This is a genomic window from Lysobacter tyrosinilyticus (assembly GCF_054779815.1).
On the sequence record NZ_BAAGXN010000001.1, the window covers coordinates 1,092,658 to 1,108,719 of the forward strand.

12 protein-coding genes are annotated in these 16,062 nt (G+C 66.3%); 8 read left to right on the forward strand and 4 right to left on the reverse strand.

The window, feature by feature from the left end; translation table 11 throughout:
• Positions 1 to 36 precede the first annotated feature (36 nt).
• Genes pssA through rimI form a run of 3 tightly spaced genes read left to right on the forward strand, consistent with a single transcriptional unit; the run spans position 37 to position 1,618 of the window.
• Positions 37 to 807 (forward strand): CDP-diacylglycerol--serine O-phosphatidyltransferase, encoded by a 771-nt coding sequence (pssA, locus tag ACYVGK_RS04665; RefSeq protein WP_460732062.1) that lies wholly within the window; start codon positions 37 to 39, stop codon positions 805 to 807.
• Positions 804 to 1,136 (forward strand): hypothetical protein, encoded by a 333-nt coding sequence (locus ACYVGK_RS04670; RefSeq protein ID WP_460732063.1) that lies wholly within the window; start codon positions 804 to 806, stop codon positions 1,134 to 1,136. The genes pssA and ACYVGK_RS04670 overlap by 4 nt, the downstream gene beginning before the upstream one ends.
• Entirely contained in the window at positions 1,133 to 1,618 is a 486-nt protein-coding gene (rimI, locus tag ACYVGK_RS04675; RefSeq protein WP_460732064.1) for a ribosomal protein S18-alanine N-acetyltransferase, read from the forward strand. Before ACYVGK_RS04670 ends, rimI begins: the two co-directional genes overlap by 4 nt.
• Positions 1,619 to 1,836: 218 nt before the next feature.
• Here rimI and ACYVGK_RS04680 read toward each other — a convergent pair whose 3' ends face one another.
• From ACYVGK_RS04680 to ACYVGK_RS04690, 3 genes are all read right to left on the reverse strand, one after another.
• Positions 1,837 to 4,611, reverse strand: coding sequence for a valine--tRNA ligase (locus ACYVGK_RS04680; protein ID WP_460732065.1), 2,775 nt, complete (start codon positions 4,609 to 4,611; stop codon positions 1,837 to 1,839).
• Between the two features lie 202 nt (positions 4,612 to 4,813).
• A complete protein-coding gene (locus tag ACYVGK_RS04685) occupies positions 4,814 to 5,239 on the reverse strand; it encodes a DNA polymerase III subunit chi (protein ID WP_460732066.1) in 426 nt (141 codons plus the stop codon).
• Between the two features lie 13 nt (positions 5,240 to 5,252).
• Positions 5,253 to 6,734, reverse strand: coding sequence for a leucyl aminopeptidase (locus ACYVGK_RS04690; protein ID WP_460732067.1), 1,482 nt, complete (start codon positions 6,732 to 6,734; stop codon positions 5,253 to 5,255).
• A 186-nt stretch (positions 6,735 to 6,920) separates the two neighbouring features.
• Between ACYVGK_RS04690 and lptF the strand changes: the two genes are divergently transcribed.
• Positions 6,921 to 8,006, forward strand: coding sequence for an LPS export ABC transporter permease LptF (gene lptF, locus ACYVGK_RS04695; RefSeq protein ID WP_460732068.1), 1,086 nt, complete (start codon positions 6,921 to 6,923; stop codon positions 8,004 to 8,006).
• 13 nt (positions 8,007 to 8,019) lie between these two features.
• Positions 8,020 to 9,123, forward strand: a complete 1,104-nt coding sequence (lptG, locus tag ACYVGK_RS04700) for an LPS export ABC transporter permease LptG (RefSeq protein ID WP_460732069.1) — start codon at positions 8,020 to 8,022, stop codon at positions 9,121 to 9,123.
• A 133-nt stretch (positions 9,124 to 9,256) separates the two neighbouring features.
• Here the strand turns inward: lptG and ACYVGK_RS04705 are convergent, their stop codons facing one another.
• A complete protein-coding gene (locus ACYVGK_RS04705) occupies positions 9,257 to 9,751 on the reverse strand; it encodes an RDD family protein (protein ID WP_460732070.1) in 495 nt (164 codons plus the stop codon).
• 25 nt (positions 9,752 to 9,776) lie between these two features.
• Between ACYVGK_RS04705 and xerD the strand changes: the two genes are divergently transcribed.
• From xerD to purL, 3 genes are all read left to right on the forward strand, one after another.
• Positions 9,777 to 10,730 (forward strand): site-specific tyrosine recombinase XerD, encoded by a 954-nt coding sequence (gene xerD / locus ACYVGK_RS04710; protein WP_460732071.1) that lies wholly within the window; start codon positions 9,777 to 9,779, stop codon positions 10,728 to 10,730.
• A 307-nt stretch (positions 10,731 to 11,037) separates the two neighbouring features.
• Positions 11,038 to 11,916 carry a DsbC family protein gene (locus ACYVGK_RS04715; RefSeq protein WP_460732072.1) on the forward strand — a complete coding sequence of 293 codons (879 nt, stop codon included), beginning with the start codon at positions 11,038 to 11,040 and terminating at the stop codon, positions 11,914 to 11,916.
• A gap of 187 nt (positions 11,917 to 12,103) precedes the next feature.
• Complete coding sequence (purL, locus tag ACYVGK_RS04720; RefSeq protein ID WP_460732073.1) at positions 12,104 to 16,051, forward strand: phosphoribosylformylglycinamidine synthase; 3,948 nt, start codon at positions 12,104 to 12,106, stop codon at positions 16,049 to 16,051.
• Positions 16,052 to 16,062 lie beyond the last annotated feature (11 nt).

Here is a 16,062-nt window from a genome sequence, read left to right on the forward strand (position 1 = left end):
CGTACCCTCGCGCAGGCAAGCGTTAAACTCGTGGACATGGACGAATCGCACACCCCACGGCCGCGCGGCCGCGGCATCTACCTTCTGCCCAACCTGTTCACCACCGGCGGCATGTTCGCGGGCTTCTACGCGATCATCGCGGCTACGCAGGGGCGCTTCGAGCACGCCTGCGTCGCCATCTTCATCGCCGCGATCCTGGACGGCCTGGACGGGCGCGTCGCGCGCCTGACCAACACCCAGAGCGAATTCGGCGTGCAGTACGACTCGCTCGCGGACCTGATCAGCTTCGGCCTGGCGCCGGCGCTGGTGATGTACCACTGGGCCTTGTCCTCGACCCGGCTGGACGGCGTGGTGCCGGGCAAGATCGGCTGGATCGCGGCCTTCCTATATGCCGCGTGCGCGGCGATCCGGCTGGCGCGCTTCAACTCGCAGGTGGGGCAAGTCGACAAGCGCTGGTTCATCGGACTGGCGAGCCCGGCCGCGGCGGGGCTGGTGGCGAGTTTCGTGTGGACCTGCGCCGACAACGGGTTCTCGGGCGAAGAGCTGCGTTGGTTCGCGCTCGGCGTGACCGTGTCCGCGGCGCTGCTGATGGTGAGCCGCCTGCGCTATTTCAGCTTCAAGGGCGGCGGTCCGCGCAGCGACCGCATGCCGTTCCTCGGCATCATCATCGTGCTGGCGGTACTGGTGGCGATCGCGATCGATCCGCCCTCGGTGCTGCTCACCATCGGCCTGCTCTATGCGTTGTCGGGCCCGATCTATTCGCTGTGGCGGCGCCTGCGCAAATTGCCGCCGGAGAACGCCGCATGAGTTCCCACGATCTGCCCTGGAGTGCCGAGCAGCGCGAATGGTTGCAGGCACTGGGTCATGACGTGCTGATGCTGGCGTCGACTACTGCGGCAGAGCCACAGCCGGAGCTGCGGGAAGCGGTAGCGCCGGCGTCGAAGCCGGAAACAGGAGCCCGGCCGGCTGCGGCCTCGCCCTTGTTGCGTGCACTGGCGCGCGCGGCGGGACGCAGCGAGCAGGATGCCGACTTGTTGCAGGTGCTGCCCGACCTCGCGACGCTGCGCGGCAGCCCCGCGGCGCGACGCGCGCTGTGGCCGCACCTGCGCGCGCTGCGGAAGCGGACAGCGCGATGAACGCGCGCGTCGACGACAAGGCGCTTCCGGTATCGCTGCGCGCTATGCGCGAGGACGATCTGCCCGCCGTGCACATGATCGAAGCGCGCGCCTATGAGTTCCCCTGGACCGTGGGCATCTTCCGTGACTGCCTGCGCGCGGATTACCCGGCATGGGTGCTCTATAACGACGCGCGCATCGTCGGCTACTTCCTGATGTCGATCGCGGCCGGCGAGGCGCATGTGCTCAACGTCTGCGTCGCGCCGGAATTGCAGGGGCAGGGCCACGGACGGCGCTTGTTGCACGCGCTGCTGGAGATGGCACGCGGGCGCAATGTCGCGCGCGTGTTCCTGGAAGTGCGGCCGTCGAACGCGAATGCGATCGCGCTGTACCACGACGAAGGTTTCAACGAGATCGGGCGCCGCCCACGTTACTACCCCGCCGCGGACGGGCGCGAAGATGCGCTGGTGATGGCGATGGAGTTGTTACCCGCCCTCGACTGACTCGAAGCCGCGGAATTTGTGGAAGCCGCGCGGGCGGCTGGCGATGGCGAACTACGCCTTTTACGGCCGACCCAAGGTGCTGGGCGAGTCGGGCGCCTACAAATCATGCTCGTCATCCCGGCGAATGCCGGGATCCAGCTTTTGATTTCTCAGGCAACAGCAACGGCTGGATCCCGGCGTTCGCCGGGATGACGAGTGGATTTGGATGACGTCGAAAGTCAGCCCAGCTTGGCCCGCTGCGCGGTCAGGCCTTCCAACTGCGTGGTCCAATCGACCAGACGCTGGCGTTCCTGCTCCACCACCGCCGCCGGCACCTTGTCGGTGAACTTGGCGAGCTTGGCTTCGCTCTTTTCCTTTTCGCTGGCGACGCGGGCGATTTCCTTGTCCAGGCGCACACGTTCCGCCGACAAGTCGACCAGGCCTTCCAGGGGCACCAGCAGGTGCAGCTCACCCACCACGGCCGGCGCGGAAGCAGGCGCGGACTTGGCGTCGGCGATGAAGTCGATGCGTTCCAGCTTGGTCAGGAAGCGCAGCTGCGAGTCGAAGCGTTGTGCACGTTCGTGGTCGGCGTGCGTGCCTTCGGCCAATAGGAGCGTCACCAGCTTCGACGGCGCGACGTTGAGCTCGCTGCGCACGCGGCGCAGGGCCGACACCATCGCCTTGAGCCATTCGATATCGGCTTCGGCCCGGGCGTAATCCGTACCGGCGAAATCGTCCGCCTGCGGGTACGGACGCAGCATGATCGTCTGCTCGGCGATGCCGAGCTTCGGTGCGACTGCCTGCCACAGTTCCTCGGTCACGAACGGGATCAGCGGGTGCAGCAGCGACAGCAGGCGCTCGAGCACATACAGCAGGGTGTGGCGTGTGCTGTTGGCGGCAACGGCGTCGTCGCCGTTGAGCGCCGGCTTGGCGAACTCGACGAACCAGTCGCAGAAGTCGTTCCACGCGAACTCGTACAGCGCCTGCGCCAGCAGGTCGAAGCGGTAGGACGCGAAATGCTGTTCGGCTTCGGCCGCCGTCTTGGCCAGCTGCGCGAGGATCCAGCGTTCGGCATCCGTCTTCGGCTGCGGCGTGCCAGTGAACTGTGCGCCTTCAGTGTTCATCAGAACGAAGCGCGTGGCGTTCCACAGCTTGTTGCAGAAGTTCTTGTAGCCTTCGGCGCGGCCCATGTCGAACTTGATGTCGCGGCCATGGCCGGCCAACGCAGCGATGGTGAAGCGCAGCGCGTCGGCGCCGAAGGCGGGAATGCCTTCCGGGAATTCCTTGCGCGTGGCCTTCTCAATCTTCTCGGCCATCTTCGGCTGCATCAGGCCGCCGGTGCGCTTGGCGACCAGGTCGTCCAGCGCGATGCCATCGATGATGTCGATCGGGTCGAGCACGTTGCCCTTCGACTTGGACATCTTCTGCCCGTGCGCATCGCGGATCAGACCGGTGATGTACACGTCCTTGAACGGCACGCGGCCGGTGAAGTGGTCGGTCATGAAGATCATGCGTGCGACCCAGAAGAAGATGATGTCGAAGCCGGTGACCAGCACCGACGAGGGCACGTAGTTGTCGAAGCCACGCTCGGCCATCAACGCATCGTTCGGCCAGCCCATGGTGCTGAACGGCCAAAGCGCGGAGGAGAACCAGGTCTCCAGCACGTCGTTGTCCTGGGTCAAAGCGACATCGGCCGCGAGCGAGTGCTTCGCACGCACGTCGGCTTCGTTGCGACCCACGTAGAAATTGCCCTGCGCGTCGTACCACGCCGGAATGCGATGGCCCCACCACAGCTGGCGGCTGATGCACCAGTCCTGGATGTTCTCCATCCAGTGGCGATAGGTGCTGATCCAGTTCGCCGGCACGAATTCGATGTGGCCTTCCTCGACCAGATCGAGGCCGCGCGTGGCGAAGCCGTCCATCGCCACGAACCACTGGTCGGTGAGGTACGGCTCGATCACCTGGTTAGTGCGGTCGCCGCGCGGCACCTGCAGCTTGTGCGGCTTGGTTTCGACCAGCAGTTCGGCCGCTTCCAGGTCGGCGAGCACCGCCTTGCGCGCGACGTAACGATCCAGGCCACGGTACTTCTCCGGCACATTCTCGTTGGTCACCGCTTCAGGGGTGAAGATGTTGATCATCGGCAGCTTGTGGCGCTGGCCGACGGCGTAGTCGTTGAAGTCGTGCGCAGGCGTGACCTTGACCACGCCAGTGCCAAATTCGCGGTCGACGTAGGCGTCGGCGATCACCGGAATCTGGCGATCGGTCAGCGGCAGCGACACGGTCTTGCCGATCAGGTGCGCGTAGCGCTCGTCTTCCGGGTGCACCATCACCGCGGTGTCGCCGAGCATGGTTTCCGGGCGGGTGGTGGCGACGGTGAGCGTGCCGCTGCCGTCGGTCAGCGGATAGCTGATCGACCACAAGTGACCGTCTTCTTCCTCATTCACCACTTCGAGGTCGGAGATCGCGGTCTTCAGCACCGGATCCCAGTTGACCAGGCGCTGGCCGCGGTAGATCAGGCCCTGTTCGTGCAGCTTCACGAAGGCTTCGACCACCGCGTCGGCCGCCATCGGGTCCATGGTGAAGGTGCTGCGGGACCAATCACCCGACGTGCCCAGGCGGCGCATCTGGCGCTCGATGGTGTCGCCGGATTGCTGCTTCCACTCCCACACCTTGCTGATGAACCCTTCGCGGCCCAGTGAATCGCGCGTTTCCCCCTTGCCCTCGGCAGCGAGGTTGCGCGAGACCACCATCTCGGTCGCGATGCCGGCGTGGTCCGTGCCCATCTGCCACAGCGTGTCGTAGCCGCGCATGCGGTGGTAACGGATCAGTGCGTCCTGCAACGTGTGCTGGAACGCATGACCCATGTGCAGCGTGCCGGTGACGTTCGGTGGCGGCAGCAGGATGGTGTAGGGCTCGCCCTGGCCGGTGGGCTTGAATACGCCGCTGCTCTCCCACTGCTGATACAGGCGGGTTTCGAACTGGGTGGGATCGTAGCTGGAGGAGAGCGTGCTCATGGGTTTCGCTTTTGCTTTTGCTCGTCATCCCGGAGAACGCCGGGATCCATTTTGTTGTTGCTGTTGCTCGTCATTCCGCTCGCGGAATCCAATGACGTTGCTGCACGCAGGCGGAGCAAGATCAAAATGGATCCCGGCGTTCGCCGGATGACGATGCTGGTGGGGCAGACAATCCGGCATTCCCGGAACGCCGCCGGCACACCTACATGTCGAACTTCTTCAACTCCAACCCACGCGCCTGGTACTGCTTCCAACGCTCGCGCAGCGGACCGCGCGCGGATTCGTCGGCAGGTACCACTTCCAGTACGCGGTCGAAGTCGCCATCGACCGCGGCGTCGCGCAGGTTGATCACCAGCGGGCGCAGCGGTGCGTCCACGTCGGGCGAGGCGATCAGCACGGCGGCTTCTTCCTCGTCGATGTCGCCGCCGGCAAGCTGGTGCGGGATGTAGACGTCGTCGCCCATGTCCCACAGCAGGTCGTCGAGCTGCTCGGCCTGGGTCGCATCGCGCGCGAGCACTAGCGTCCACAGGCCGGCGTCGTGCGCCTTGCGCGCGAGCTCGCACACCAGGCGCAGCGGTTCCGCGCGGAACCGCTCCTTGGCGATCAGATAGAAGTCGGCGCGGGGCACGGGATCAACGCGCTCAGGCCGACGCGCGGTCGAGCAGCCACTGGCTCAGCAGGCCGACCGGACGGCCGGTGGCCATGCCGCGCTTGCCTTCATCGTTGGACACGCCGGCGATGTCGAGGTGCGCCCAGCGCTGGTTTTCGGTGAAGCGCGACAGGAAGCAGCCCGCGGTGATCGCACCGGCCCAGCGGCCGCCGATGTTGTAGACGTCGGCGAAGGTGGAATCCAGTAGCGACTGGTATTCGTCCCACAGCGGCAGGCGCCAGGCGCGGTCGAACACGTTCTCGCCCGCTTCGGACAGCTCGGCGGCGAGGTCGTCGTGCTTGCTCATCAGGCCGGTGGCGTACTTGCCCAGCGCGATCACGCAGGCGCCGGTCAGCGTGGCCACGTCGAGCAGGGCCTGCGGCTCGAAGCGCTGCGCGTAGGTCAGCGCATCGCACAGGATCAGGCGGCCTTCGGCGTCGGTGTTGCCGACTTCGATGGTCTTGCCCGACATCGAGGTGAGCACGTCGGACGGACGATACGAATCCGCGTCGGGCATGTTTTCGACGGCGGGCACGATCACGACGAGGTTGATCGGCAGCTGCATGCCGACCGCCGACACGAACGCGCCCATCACGCTGGCGGCGCCGCACATGTCGTACTTCATTTCCTCGATGCCGCCCTGCGTCTTCAGGTTGATGCCGCCGGTATCGAAGGTGATGCCCTTGCCGACCAGCACGAAGGGCTTGGCGTCGCCGCCGTTGTTCCACTTCATCACGATCAGCTTGGGCGGATTGGCCGAGCCGCGCGCGACCGCGAGCAGCGAACCCATGCCCAGTTCCTGCATCTGCGCGCGGTCGAGCACGTCGCACTCGGTCTTGTCGAAGCGAGCGGTGAACTCCTGCGCCTGCTCGGCCAGGTAGGCCGGATTGCAGATGTTCGGGGGCAGGTTGCCCAGTTCGCGGGTGAAGGCGACGCCGGCGGCGATGGCCTTGCCGTGCGCGAGTGCCGCGACGTCTTCGCCACGGATCGACAGATGCTTCAGGCCGGTTTCCTCGCGCTTCTTGTTCTTGGCGCCGAGGGTCGCGATGTAGCTGTAGCAGGCGTGGTCGGCGACGATCGCGGCCTGGCGCAGGTTCCAGGCCTGGTCGCGGCCCTTGACCTCGATTTCGCTCAGCGTGAGCAGCGCGTTCGCGACCGGACCGGTCTTCAGTGCGCGCGCCGCATCGCCCACGGCCTTGATGTATTGCGGCACGCCGAACTTGCCGGTTTCACCCAGGCCGACCACCAGCACGCGCGGCGCGGTGACGCCCGGCAGGTCGTGCAGCAGTGCGGTCTTGCCGGTCTTGCCGCTGGCATCACCGCGCTCGAGCAGCGCGGTAAGACGGCCGCCACTGGCCTCGTCGATGGCCCGGCCCGACGGGCTCAGGGTCTTGTCGGCGAAGGCGCCAACGACGACGCAATCGGTCGCGAAGGTCGCGGGGGCAACGTGGTTCAGGTCGAATTCGAGTGCCATCCAACAGATTCCGGGGGAAGTTGAAAGAAACGATCCGGTGCGCCGGTGTACCGAACCCTTCCGGTACTACCAGTACAATCGCGGGTCGGTCGCCGACCGGTCGGCAGTGCCAGACCGGACCAAACCTCAAGTCTACCAGCCCCTTCAAGCGGCCCTCCCCAGGCCCAAGCCCCAAGCCCGCCCCTGATGCTCAAGCTCGATCGCTACCTGTTCGGCGAATTCGTCCAGTCCACCTTCGCCGCCAGCGTCGTGCTGATGATCGTGGCCTTCGGCGGCGTCTTCACCGACGTGCTGCGCGACATGGCGACGGGGCGCATCCCGGTGGGGATGCTGCTGCCGCAGCTGGGCTTGGTGATGCTGAACTGGCTCCCCTTGATCCTGCCGCTGGCGTTGATGCTCGGCCTGATGCTGGGTACCGGTCGCCTGTATCGGGATTCGGAGATGCCCGTGATCGCGGCGATCGGTGTCGGGCCGCGGCGCATGCTCAAGCCGCTGCTGATGCTGGTCGTGCCGATGGTGGCCGTGGTCGGTGCCTGCTCGCTGTGGCTGGGGCCGTGGGCCGAGCGCGTGTCGCGGCAAATGGTCAACCAGGCCAGCCGCAACCTGATCGTGGCCGGGCTGGAGCCCGGAGCCTTCACCGAGATTCCGGGGGGCAACGGGGTGATCTTCGTCGGTGCGATGAGCCCGGACGGAAGCCACTTCGACCGCGTGTTCGTGTATCGGCAGAAGGGCGACCGGCTCGATGTCACGACCTCGAACGACGGCCAGGTCACGGTCGATGAAAACGGCGAGCGCTACCTGACCCTCAACAACGGTTTCGAGGTGGAAGGGCCCCACGAGCAGGGCCTCAACTACCGCCTGCTCAACTACAAGCGCAACGACGTGGCAATGCCGGCAGGCGAACAGAAGTTCGACCCGAACGATCCGGAAATGTTGTCCACCCGGCAGCTGCTCGGCGACAAGCGCCGCGACGCCAACGCGCAGCTGCATTCGCGCCTCGCACCGCCGCTGTTGACCTTGGCGTTCGCGCTGATGGCGATCCCGCTGGCGCGCAGCATGCCGCGGCAGGCTCGCTACGGCCGCGTGATGAGCGGCTTCCTCGCCTACATGATCGGCATGAACTTGATGCTGATGGGGACCAAGTGGCTGGAGAAGGGCAAGATCCCCGCCGAGCTGGGGCTGTGGTGGCTGGTGTTGCCGCTGCTGGGGGTCGCGCTCTGGCTGTATTTCTTCGACGGCCGCATGCGCCGCTCGAAGCCGGCGCAGTCTTGAGGGGCGCTCTGCGATGAGACCTTTCCCCCGAATCCACGACGTCTACGTCGGTCGCGTCATCTTCGGCACCGTGCTACTCGCATGGGCCGTGCTGCTTGGCCTCGACCTGATGCTGAGCTTCGTCGGCGAGTTCAGCGACATCGGCAAGGGCAACTACAGCATTGCCACGGCGATCGCGTACATGGCTCTCACCGTGCCGCGGCGTGCGTACGAATTGTTCCCGTATGCCGCAGTGGTGGGCGCGTTGATGGCGTTGGGACAGCTGGCGGCTTCTTCGGAACTTACTGCCTTGCGCGCATTGGGACTCTCGCGCCGGCGCTTGAGTGTCGCCGTGGCCGGCGCGCTCGCGGTGCTGACCCTGCTCATGGTGATCAGCGGCGAGACCACGGGGCCCTGGGGCGATCGCCGCGCCAACGCGCTGAAGGCGACCGCCAAGTCCAAGGACATGATCGTCGCGCGCTACTCGGGCCTGTGGGCGCGCGAGGGCGATGTGATCCTCAATGCCAATGGCGGTGAGGAACGCGACAACGGCAGCGGCGATCGCTGGCTGGAACTGCACGATGTGCGGTTGTACGAATTCGCCGACGACGGCCGGTTGAAGTCACTGGCGCTGGTGAAGGTCGCGGAGCATCGGCCGGGCGGATGGCTGCTGCGCGATGTGACCCGTACCAACTTCCAGGCCAAATCGGTGACTCAGACCAAGGTGCCCGTCGAGCGCTGGGCTTCCAAGCTCGATGCCGTCGCCTTGACTGCGGGCACCGACAAGCCGCGCTATCTGACCGCGGGCGAACTGCGCAAGGCGATCGAATACCGCAAGCGCAACAGCCTGGATGCCTCGGAGTTCGAGGTGATCTATTGGGGGCGCTGGTTCTATGCGCTGAACATCCTTGCGCTATGCCTTGCGGCAGTGCCGTTTGCGTTTGGCACCCTGCGCAGCGGCGGCCTGGGCAAGCGCTTGTTCATCGGCATCGTGTTCTCGCTCGGCTTCTGGCTGCTGCAGCAGCAGTGCGTGCGTCTCGCGCAGGTCTACCACTTCGATTACCGCCTCGCCTACGTGATGCCCACGCTGGTGATGCTGGCGGTGTCGTGGTTCCTGTTCCGCCGCCGGTCGGGGTGAGGCAGGCAGCGTACGCGGCACTGCCGTGGCGAATGATCGTAGTGTCGAGCCTGCTCGGCACGCTTTGGAACTGACGAAGAGCGTGCCGGGCAGGCTCGGCGCCTACAAAAGCAAGGGTGCCGCAGCGGTGGAACTACGTGCGCGCTGCTTTAGGTCGGCGGATCAGCCGAGTCGCGCTGGCACGGTCATGCCAAGTCAACTTTCCCCGATCAAACCACGCCCACCAGAACCCGATCCCGCCGACCAGCAGCGACACGGTGGCGATCGCATAACGAAGCCAAAGTTGCGACCAGCCCGGCTTGCCACCGTTGGCCGTCGTTACCTGCAACCGCCACGGCCGCATGCCCAACGTTTGCCCACCGCGTCGCCAGCTCACCGTCGCGTACACCCCGGCGACCGCCCAGCAGATCAGCCACAGCAGCCAGCTCAGCAGTGAAAACGGCGGGATGTTCTGGTGCGGATCGTGATGGCCGACGAAGGTGTAGCACAGCGTGAACGCCGTTGACGCCACCATCCACAGCGCAAGCACCGGCCAGAAATCGTAGACGAGTGCCAGCAGGCGCCAACCGATCAGTGCGGCGGGCTTGGAGGCGAGCGGGGGAGTGGCAGGCGTGTCGGATGCAGTCATCGCACCAGCATATAAGCTTTGCCCCATGAGTCCGCATACGCCCGCCGAGCGCCGCACGCAGACAATGGCCCTGCCGCCATTGCCCGATGCCGATGCCGCGGTGATCAACCGCTTCCTGGATGCGACCTGGGCCGAAAGCGGTTTGTCCCGACAGACGCTCGACAGCTATCGCCGCGATCTTGAAGGCGTGGCGCGCTGGCGCGATGGTAAGGGCGGTGGCCTGGCCGCTGCGGATCGCGCGGTCTTGTTCGACTATCTCGCGTGGCGCAGTCGCAACGGTTATTCGCCGCGCAGTAATGCGCGGTTGTTGTCGGCGTTGCGCGCCTTCTTCGCTCATTGCGTGCGCAATGGTGCGCGCGCTGAAGATCCGACCGCGTTGCTCGATCCACCCAAGCTGCCGCGTTCATTGCCGAAGGCGTTGGGCGAAAGGCAGATCGATGCCCTGCTGGGCGCCCCGGATACCGCCGCGCCATTGGGGCTGCGCGACCGGGCCATGCTCGAACTGATGTACGCCTGCGGTCTGCGCGTGAGCGAACTGGTCACTCTCCCGGCCACGGCCGTCAACCTGCGCCAGGGCGTGTTGCGGGTGACCGGCAAGGGCAGCAAGGAGCGCCTGGTACCCCTGGGCGAAGAAGCGCAGCACTGGCTGGAGCGCTATCTGGCCCATGCGCGCCCGCAGCTTGCGGGCAAGCGCGCGTTGACGCCGCTGTTCCTCAACGCGAGTGGGGAAGCGCCCACGCGCCAGCAGTTCTGGCTACTGGTGAAGCGTTATGCAGGTGTCGCGGGTATCGATCCGGCAAAGATCAGCCCGCACGGACTGCGCCACAGTTTTGCGACGCACCTGCTGAATCACGGCGCGGATCTGCGCGCGCTGCAGATGCTGCTGGGGCACAGCTCATTGTCGACTACGCAGATCTATACGTTGGTGGCGCGGGAACAATTGAAGCAGCTCCACGCCAAACATCATCCGAGAGGGTGAGCGGCAGCGTTTAGCCGATGCCCTATCGGCATCGGCTGCTGACGCGAACGCCCGGCCATGGATGGCCGGGCCGGGACTATCCGAAGCCGGGTCAGTTCCGCCACGGAAGGCTGCGCCGACGTGATCGAAGCCAGTGCCATGCCGCCGAGCGCTGCCGTGCATGAACAGGAGGCAGGTCCCAATGCGTGACCCAGCGCACCCCGCCGCTGGCACCCGCGGCCGCGCCGTCCGTCGCGCCCGTGCGACAATCGGGAAACTTCACGCCGTTCCGGCGTTCCAATGCCGGTCACTCATGCAAGGACTTCCCATGAAGCGAATTCTGTTTGCCCTGCTGGGCGCGATCAGCCTGTCGGCTTGCGCCCAGGGGCCCCAGTCGGGTGCCGGTGCCGGGAAGGCTCCGGGCTCGCAGGCTGCTACGGCAAACAATGCCGCGCCGGTCGGTGCCGCCCCCAGTGTGGCCGCCAACACGCCCGAAGCGCGCGCCATTGCGGCCGTGCGCACCCTGAATCCGCGCGTCGACATCGACAAGGTCCGCGCCGCGCCGATGCCCGGCTTCCGCGAGGCGATCGTGGGCGGCCAGGTCGTGTACGTCAGCGATGACGGCCGTTACCTGTTCCTGCCCGGCCCGCAGGGTGCACTGTTCGACACCACCCAGAAGAAGAACCTGAGCGAGCAGTCGCTCGCCTCGATTCGCAAGGACCTGCTCAAGACCATTCCGGTCAGCGAGCGCATCGTCTTCTCGCCGCCGAATCCGAAGTACACCGTCTCGATCTTTACCGACGTGGAGTGCGGCTATTGCCGCAAGTTCCACAGCGAGATCGCCGAGTACAACAAGCAGGGCATTGAAGTGCAGTACATCGCCTTCCCGCGCATGGGCCTGGGCAGCGATGACCACAAGAAGATGATTTCGGTCTGGTGCGCACCGGACCGCAAGAAGGCCCTCACCGACGCCAAGAACGACCGTCCGCTCCCGATGCGCGACTGCAAGAACACCATTTCCATGCAGTACGACATCGGCCAGCGCGTCGGCCTGTCGGGCACGCCGATGATCATCGCCGAAGACGGCACCACGGTCGGTGGCTACCTGCCGCCCCAGCAGCTGCGCGAGGCGCTGGACAAGGTGGCTCACGGTGGCAAGACGACTCCGGCGGGCGGGACGGATCCGGTGGCGACGACCGGGGGCTGATTCGGTCACCGGAGTCAGGTAGAAAACGAAACGGAGGCTTCGGCCTCCGTTTTGCTTTAGGGCGCCGGAGCGGGCAAATCGCTGTGGCCTGGCATGGCTAGCCGCGGGGGCGGCCCGGACTTCGCGGTGGTTTGGGTCCATCGCGGCCCGCTACAATAGCCGGCCCGTCTCCCACGGTTCCCCGGACATGATGGTCCTCGAGGGCGCATCCGCCCTGTCTTCGTTCCGCCGCGAACGCCTGCAAGCCCGTCTCCAAGCCGTCCACCCCGAGCTGCGCCTGTTGGGCGCCTGGTGGACCTATTGGGTCGTCCCTGAAGCCAACGCCCAGCCTGACGGCGCCACTCTCGCGCGCATCCTGCAGGGCGGGTTCGAGGAAGTGCCGCGTGCGGCCGGGGCCGTGTCCCGCTATGTCACCCCGCGTCTGGGCACGCTGTCGCCCTGGGCCAGCAAGGCCACCGAGCTGCTGCACGGCGCCGGGCAGCCGGTGAAGCGCGTCGAGCGTGGCCTGCGTTACGACCTGTCCGGTTGGCCGACCGATGCGGCGACGCAGGGCGCGCTGGCCAAGCTGCTGCACGACCCGATGACCCAGTCGCTGCTCGAAGCGCGTGACGATGCCGCGGCGTTGTTCACCGTGCCCGCACGCGGCGAGCTTGAGCGCATCCCGCTGGCATCGCTGGAAGAAGCCAATTCGCGCCTCGGCCTCGCCCTGGCCGACGACGAAATCGCCTATCTGCGCGAGCGTTTCACCGTGCTGGGCCGCGACCCCGCCGACGTCGAACTGATGATGTTCGCGCAGGCGAACTCGGAGCACTGCCGGCACAAGATCTTCAATGCATCGTGGACGATCGACGGGCGCGAACAGCCGCTGTCGCTGTTCAAGATGATCAAGAACACCCACGCGACCACGCCGCAGTACACGCTGTCCGCGTACAGCGACAACGCCGCGGTGGTCGAAGGCTATGGCGCTCGCCGTTTCCGCCCGCAGCCGGGCACGCAGGCCTACACGAGCGAAGCCGAGCAGCCGTCGGCGTTCTGCATCAAGGTCGAGACCCACAACCATCCGACCGCGATCGCGCCGTTCCCGGGCGCGAGCACCGGCAACGGTGGCGAGATCCGCGACGAAGGCGCAACCGGCCGCGGTGGTCGTCCGAAGGCCGGCCTGAGCGGCTTCTCGGTTTCGCACCTGCGCATCCCGACGCTGCCACAGCCGTGGGAAGCGCCGCGTTCGCTCAATCCGCGCATGGCGCCGGCGCTGGAAATCATGCTCGATGGCCCGCTCGGCGGCGCTGCGTTCAATAACGAATTCGGCCGCCCGAACCTCACCGGCTATTTCCGCAGTTTCGAGTTGAACGAAGGCGCGCACACGCGTGCCTACGACAAGCCGATCATGCTCGCCGGTGGCCTCGGCGCGATCGATCGCGTGCAGGTGCAGAAGCATTCGCTGCGTCCGGGCGACGCCGTCGTCGTCCTCGGTGGTCCGGCGATGCTGATTGGCCTGGGCGGCGGTGCCGCCAGCTCGGTGGCTTCAGGCGAGAGCGCGGAAGAACTCGATTTCGCCAGCGTGCAGCGTGACAACCCGGAAATGGAACGCCGCTGCCAGGAAGTGCTGGATCGCTGCGTCGCGATGGGCGAGAACAACCCGATTGTCACCGCGCACGACGTCGGCGCCGGCGGTCTGTCCAACGCGATTCCCGAACTGCTGCACGATTCCAGCGTCGGCGGCGTGATCGACCTGGACAAGGTGCCCAAGGACGACCCGTCGCTGTCGCCGATGCAGCTGTGGTGCAACGAATCGCAGGAACGTTACGTGCTCGGCCTGCCGGCCGACCGCATCGCCGAGTTCGCCGCACTGTGCGAACGCGAGCGCTGCCCGTTTGCGGTGGTCGGTTACGCCACCAGCGAAGAACACCTCGTCGTCGGCTATGGCGCCACCGTCGCCAACGCCCGCGAAGCAGGGCGCGACTGGCCGATCGACTTCCCGATGGATGTGCTGTTCGGCAAGCCGCCGAAGATGCACCGCGATACGAAGCAGCCGGCCGCCGCGCCGTGGCCGGCGCTGGACTGGACTGGTCTGAACCTGCGCGAAGCCGCGCTGCGCGTGCTCGCGCATCCGACCGTCGCGTCCAAGCAATTCCTGATCACGATCGGTGACCGCACCGTCGGTGGTTTGACCGCGCGTGATCAGCTGGTCGGCCCGTGGCAGATGCCGGTCGCGGACTGCGCAATCACCCTGTCCGGCTTCGACGGTTACGTCGGCGAAGCGATGGCGATCGGCGAGCGCACCCCGCTGGCGCTGCTCGATGCCGCCGCAGCCGCGCGCATGGCCGTGGGCGAGGCGATCACCAACCTTGTCGCCGCGCCGGTGGAATCGCTGGACCGCATCAAGTTGTCCGCGAACTGGATGGCCGCCGCCGGTCATCCGGGCGAAGACGCGCTGCTGTTCGATGCGGTCAAGGCCGTGGGCATGGAACTGTGCCCGGAGCTCGACCTCAGCATCCCGGTGGGCAAGGACTCGCTGTCGATGCAGGCGCAATGGCACAACGACGGTGAGGCGCACAAGTCGGTGTCGCCGGTATCGCTGATCGTCAGCGCGTTCGCGCCGGTCACCGATGTGCGCGAACAACTCACGCCGCTGCTGTCGCGCGAGGAAGACTCCGAGCTGTGGCTGATCGGTCTGGGTGCCGGCAAGCAACGCCTTGGCGGTTCGATCCTTGCGCAGTGCTTCCCGGAAGCCGGTGCGAATCATTTGCCGGCATTTGCCGGCCGTTCGGCGGATCGCGACGACGCGGCAGTGCCGGATCTCGACGATCCGCAGCGCCTGCGCGCGTTCTTCGAACTGATCCGCGACGCGCGCGCAAGTCGCCTGCTGCGCGCCTATCACGATCGTAGCGACGGCGGCGCGCTCGCCACGCTGTGCGAGATGGCGTTCGCTTCGCACCTCGGCCTCGATATCGATCTGGACGGTTGGGGCGAGGACCGTGCAACCGACGCATTCCGCACGCTGTTCAACGAAGAGCTCGGCGCTGTCGTGCAGATCGCTTCGGAGGATCGCGCTGAATTCGCGGACCTCGTCGCTCGCCACGGCCTGATCGACTGCGCGCAACGCATTGCCAAGCCGACCACGGCCGCGGTGATCCGCGTGCGTCAGGACGGCGAGACGCTGGCCGAATGGCGCTGGGAAGAACTCTTCGACGCCTGGTGGTCGGTCACGCACGCGATGCAGAAGCTGCGCGACAACCCGGAATCGGCCGACCAGGAACGCGCTGCCGCGCGCGATTTCAACGCGCCCGGCCTGAAGCCGAAACTCAGCTTCGATGCCAACGAAGACATCGCCGCGCCGTACCTCAACCTCGCTGCGCGTCCCAAAGTCGCGATCCTCCGCGAGCAGGGCGTCAACAGCCAGATCGAGACCGCCTACGCGTTCGACCGAGCCGGCTTCGAAGCCTTCGACGTGCACATGAGCGACCTGATCAACGGCCGCTTCAAGCTCGACGACTTCACCGGTTTCGTCGCCTGCGGCGGTTTCAGTTACGGCGACGTGCTCGGTGCCGGTCGCGGCTGGGCGACGTCGGTACTGGAACGCTCCGCGCTGCGCGACGCGTTCACCGCCTTCTTCAACCGTGCCGATACCTTCGCCCTCGGCGTGTGCAACGGTTGTCAGATGTTGTCGCAGCTCAAGGACCTGATTCCGGGCGCCGAGCACTTCCCGCAGTTCCTGCGCAATGCCAGCGAACAGTACGAAGGCCGCGTGGCGCTGCTGGAAGTCGCCCAATCGCCGTCGCTGTTCCTGCAAGGCATGGCTGGCTCGCGCATCCCGGTCGCGGTGGCGCACGGCGAAGGCCGCGCTTCGTTCGAAGCCACCGGCGATGCCTCGCGTGTGGCCGTGGCGCTGAACTACATCCAGGGCGACGGCAGTCATGCGACCAGCTATCCGGCCAATCCGAACGGTTCGGCGAATTCGATCGCCGGCCTGTGCAGCGACGACGGCCGCGTGACCATCCTGATGCCGCATCCGGAACGCACCCTGCGTAACGCCAACTTCAGCTGGGCGCCGCGGGAGTGGGATGGCCCGCTGTCGACAGGCGCGTCGCCGTGGCAGCGGATGTTCCGCAACGCCAGGGTCTGGGTGGGCTGATCGCCCGAGAC